The following is a 3703-nucleotide window of genomic DNA, read 5'->3' on the forward strand; positions in this document are numbered from 1 at the left end:
TTGTCCGAGCGCGAGGAGATCCGCGCCGGGATCGAACGCGGTGAGCCGCTGACGGTGGTCGCGGTCCGCCTCGGCCGGCACCGGTGCACGATCAGCGAGGAGGTGGCCCGCAACGGGGGCCGCGGGGCGTATCGGGCCGCCTCGGCCCAGGAGCGGGCTGATGAGCAGCTGTGCCGGCCGAAGGCGACCCGCCTCGAAGGGGACCCGGTGTTGGCCGCGCATGTCGAGGCGAGGTTGCGGGCGAAGGACTCGCCGATGACCATCGCAGTCGAGCTGGACCGGGGCCTCTACCCCGGCCTCGGCGGCGCAACGGTGTCCCATGAGACGATCTACGCCGCGATCCACGCCCAAGGGCGCCGAGGCCTGCCCAAGGGCCTCCACGCCGGGTTGCACCGGCGGCGCCGGTGCCGCAAGCACCGCCCCGCCCCTGGTCAGGACGCATCGAAGGGCAACGGACCGTTGGGGGAGTTCAACCTGATCGGCACCCGACCCGCCGAGGCCAACGGTCGCGATGTGGTCGGCCACCTCGAGGGCGACTTGATCATCGGGGCGTTCAACCGGTCCGCGATCGTCACGGTGTTCGACCGGGCCAGCCGGTACCTGTGGCTCGCCGATCTCCCCGAGGGCCACGGCGCCGACGCGGTCCTTGGGGCGTTGATCGAGGTCGTCGACCGGATGCCGGTCAAGCTCCAGTTGAGCCTCACCTGGGACCAGGGCCGGGAGATGGCCGCCCACGATCTGCTCACCGCTGCGACCGGCATCGACGTCTACTTCGCCGAGCCGCACTCGCCGTGGCAGCGCCCCACCAACGAGAACGGCAACGGCCTCATCCGCCGCTACGTCGGCAAGGGCACCAACCTCGGGGCCTTCACCGACGCAGACCTCCGTGGCATCGAGCACCGCATCAACACCATGCCCCGACGCAGCCTCAACTGGGCCACCGCCCACGACCACTACACTTCCGCCGCGTCGCGTTGACCGGTTGAACTCGCCCAGCCTCGGACGAGGCCGCTGTGTGCGACCCCCGCCCTGCGCCAGAACTCCGCGAGGTCGAGTTCTGCCCGCTGAGCGAATGCGAGATCATCAAGGTCTGCAAGAGCGACCGTCATGCCGGCTGCCCAGAGGCGCCGAGCGAGTAGTTCGGCCACGGTGCTCTTCCCGGAGCCGATGGGACCTGTGATCGCCACTAGGTGCCGCATACCGGGGACCGTACCGGTGCCTCCGAGACGTCCGCACGGAATGCCGGATAGCTCGGCGTCGTGCACGTCACCGATCACTCCTGATCGGAGCCGGCCCGTGTGTCTACTACCGCCGGCTCCGCGACGTTCTCCATCGCGACTGAAGCAGGCACATCGGGGGCGCTGGACGCCGTCCTTCGGCGACCAGCGCCTCGATCAACTGGAGCTCGTCATCGCTGAATCAGGTGGGCACTGGCGTCGTCATACGTCTGAGTCTACGAGTCGTATCGCGCAGGGTGTCCGCCCGCCGAGCGCGCCAGCCGGTCAAGTTGGGCCCCATCGGGCCCGCGTCAGCGACAGGACGTGGATGCGGACGCGGAGGGTGGGGTGTGTGGTCTCCCGTTCGAGCATGAACCCGAGGCGCCGCATCACGGCGCCCGAGGCGAGGTTCTCCGGCTCGTAGATGCTCACGATCGATTCGAGGCCGAGCTCCTCGAACCCATGGCGCAGCCACGCCACCCCAGCCTCTGTCGCGAACCCGTGACCTCGATGCAGCTCACCGAGTCGCCAGCCGACCTCGACCGCTGGAAGGATCTCGGGAAGGAAGGTCGGGATCGACAAGCCCGCCCAGCCCGCGAGCTCCCCCGTCTCGGCGACGACGACCGCCGATACGGAGATGCCTGGGTCCCGATAGTCCTCGATTGTGCGCTCCAAGAACGCCTTGGTCTCGCTCCTCGACCAGCCGCGACCGAACGGGTACCACCAGAAGGACTCCTGCGCGTGAAGCGCGGCGAGATCGTCGAGGTTCCCGAACGACAGCGGGCGGAGCACGAGGCGCTCGGTGATCAGCGTCGGCCACGCCACACCGCCAGCCTATGAGGGCAAGATGTGGTCGTCGCCGTCGACGAGGGTGACGAGCTGACCGTCAAGTCCGGCACGCCCATCATCGACGACCTCATCGACCAGGTCGTCGATGAAGCCGAGCGCGGCGACGACGTCGTCGACGCCTCCGCGGGCCCCAGGTCGCCTCAACCTGGCCCGGAGGGACCGGGCTACACGCCGAGTGCCTCCGATCTTGGGCGACGACGTGGACTGGCGTGCGACCGAGGTCGGCGCGTGGCGTGTCTCGTCACCGCTCGCCACCATGAGGTCGAGGCGTCGGCGCCGGGTCCATGGGGTCACCCGCGACCGAGTCCTCGACCGGACCGTCCGTGCCCTGCCCAGGGTCTGCGACCAGGCCAGCCCGGTGACGTGCCTCAACCGCACCTCTCGGACTGGCGAAGCCTCCCCCGGCCCTAGCCGGTCCGCTTTACTAGGCGGCTCCGAGTTCCCGGTGGGGCCAGTCCAGAATGGCCCGCGATCGGCAACTAGGCCTGATCCTGGGGTGACTCGGGCGGAGGCCCAAACCTACGGACCCATCGGCTACTCGAGCCAGGCGCGAGCGACAAGGTCCCCTCAGACTCGTCGACCACCTTCGCCGATTCGAGGATTGTGTGGTACTCACCCAAGTGGTAGGTCGTCCCAGCAATGCTGATGTCGAGGCTCCCAGGCAGCGCCAGTGGGCCTCCCTCGTCTCCAGCGCCTTTTATCCACTCGCGGGCCTCTTCGACGTCGACGGGCTCAACGGATGCATCGCTCCAGTTCCCGTCTGTCTCGCCGCCCTCAATGAGGTGAGCTGCGACAGCAATCTGCGCGTATTCCTCCGGAGGTACCACTTGAGGGACGACGATCGGTAGCATCGTCCGTCGCTGAAGCACTGCCAAGTTCTCGACTAGTTGAGCCATGGGCACGACGCCTTCCCATTGCTGACCAGCTGCTGGCCCACGCGCAACCTCCTGTGGGCCGAATTCGGGGCGAACCACGATGTTGTTGTGCTCAGCGAGTGCCCTGATGAAGCGCATGCCGTCCAGCACATCTGCAGCACGCTTGCCGGCCAGCCCGCGGTACTGAATGTTGAGACCGAAGTGGCCGCCGTTTGGATCATTGTCGTCTACGACTATTCGCTCAGTCACCTCGAACGCATCGCCTTGCTCGATGCCGCGCACCTCCAGGCCTCGCCCGCCGCGGGTCATAGATAGCATGTCGACGAGAGCTTCGGCTACAACTTCGCCGTCGACGTTCTCAACGTGGAATCTTTGCGTATGGGGCTGAAACTCTTCAACGTACGCCGAGCCAAGTCGTCCGCTCGGCGTCCCCTCAGCGCCGGTAGACAACCCGGCGCTTCGCGGATGAGGGGGGTGTGAGCGGTTGAGAGGGGGGTCCGCGGTTGGGTCGGGGGTCTCGACCATCGTTCGGGTTGTTCTGGACTCGAACTTGGAGGAGACCCCCGATGGGGTTGGACCGTACGCGTTGGTGCGAGCTGTTGGTAGGCCTGGATCGGGTGGCGATCTTGGAGGTCGCCCGGGGCGCCGATGGCCGGGTGCACGTGGCGGTCGAGACGACCGAGCGTGCTGTGGGCTGCGGGGCGTGCGGGGCCCGGGCCTCGTTGAAGGGCCGCCGACGGGTGCCGTTGGCGGACCTGCCCA

At 67.8% G+C, this 3703-nt stretch carries 5 protein-coding genes; 1 reads left to right on the forward strand and 4 read right to left on the reverse strand.

Annotation, left to right across the window (positions count from 1 at the left end; all coding sequences use genetic code 11):
- On the forward strand, positions 1 to 978 hold a 978-nt coding region (locus tag VNL12_RS11805; RefSeq protein ID WP_325594770.1), incomplete at its 5' end, for an IS30 family transposase.
- Here the strand turns inward: VNL12_RS11805 and VNL12_RS20940 are convergent.
- From VNL12_RS20940 to VNL12_RS11820, 4 genes are all read right to left on the reverse strand, one after another.
- Positions 954 to 1199: an adenylyl-sulfate kinase gene (locus tag VNL12_RS20940; protein ID WP_349257843.1), complete on the reverse strand. Its 246-nt coding sequence runs from the start codon at positions 1197 to 1199 to the stop codon at positions 954 to 956. The genes VNL12_RS11805 and VNL12_RS20940 overlap by 25 nt on opposite strands.
- Positions 1200 to 1502: 303 nt before the next feature.
- A complete protein-coding gene (locus VNL12_RS11810; protein WP_325594772.1) occupies positions 1503 to 2042 on the reverse strand; it encodes a GNAT family N-acetyltransferase in 540 nt (179 codons plus the stop codon).
- 9 nt (positions 2043 to 2051) lie between these two features.
- Positions 2052 to 2210 carry a hypothetical protein gene (locus VNL12_RS11815; protein ID WP_325594774.1) on the reverse strand — a complete coding sequence of 53 codons (159 nt, stop codon included), beginning with the start codon at positions 2208 to 2210 and terminating at the stop codon, positions 2052 to 2054.
- A 335-nt stretch (positions 2211 to 2545) separates the two neighbouring features.
- The gene (locus tag VNL12_RS11820) at positions 2546 to 3223 is read right to left on the reverse strand and encodes a hypothetical protein (RefSeq protein ID WP_325594775.1); all 678 of its coding nucleotides are present in this window, start codon (positions 3221 to 3223) and stop codon (positions 2546 to 2548) included.
- Positions 3224 to 3703 lie beyond the last annotated feature (480 nt).

This window comes from Iamia sp. (genome assembly GCF_035575815.1).
Lineage (GTDB): Bacteria > Actinomycetota > Acidimicrobiia > Acidimicrobiales > Iamiaceae > Iamia.

What these genes read in the sequence shown, in the direction of transcription:
- VNL12_RS20940 (WP_349257843.1), bottom strand. Translation starts at nt 1,199, where the DNA reads ATGCGGCACCTAGTGGCGATCACAGGTCCCATCGGCTCCGGGAAGAGC.